This is a genomic window from Aquabacterium sp. A08, from assembly GCF_011742065.1.
Map to the genome: position 1 here is coordinate 1 of NZ_JAAQQT010000045.1, position 589 is coordinate 589.

The 589-nt window shown below is 66.4% G+C and carries 1 protein-coding gene and 1 pseudogene; both read right to left on the minus strand.

The window, feature by feature from the left end; genetic code table 11:
* Nucleotides 1–302, minus strand: a pseudogene (locus HA630_RS00255) (ammonium transporter); the annotation flags it as partial.
* A 194-nt stretch (nucleotides 303–496) separates the two neighbouring features.
* Nucleotides 497–589: 4Fe-4S dicluster domain-containing protein (locus HA630_RS00260; RefSeq protein ID WP_157826905.1), on the minus strand; the 93-nt coding region annotated here is incomplete at its 5' end.

Consider the following 589-nt stretch of genomic DNA (forward strand, 5'->3'; position numbering starts at 1 on the left):
GCCGAGCCGCCATCGGTGAAGGCGAGCGAGTAGCCGAACAGCGCCCAGAGCACCGCCATCAGGGCGGTGACGGTGAAGACCTGCATCAGGATGGAGAGCACGTTCTTGGTCCGCGCCAGGCCCCCGTAAAACAGCGCCAGACCGGGGATGGTCATCAGCAGCACGGCCAGGCTGCAGGCGAAGATGAAGGCGGTGTCACCCGCGTTGAGGGTGGGCGCGGCATCGGCCTGGGCCCACAGGGCAGACGGCCCCGCGGTGAGGACCAAGGGCAGCAGCCAGCGCAGGGAAGGAGACTGTTTCAAGGGATACTCCAAGGGCAGTTGTGGACGCTGGGGGTGGTGCAAGGAACGTGCCAAAGTTTCTCATGGGTAATTTTGTGTTCACCGCATGAAACTGGTGCAAAGCCGGCCCGACCCGCCGTCCCATGCACCGGCCCTGCGCCGGCGCGGTCCCTGTTTTGGCGCAGGCGCTGGGCGGACCGGGGCAACCGTCCCCCTCACATCCCCGCGTAATTGGGCCCGCCACCGCCCTCGGGCGTGACCCAGACGATGTTCTGCGTCGGGTCCTTGATGTCGCAGGTCTTGCAGTG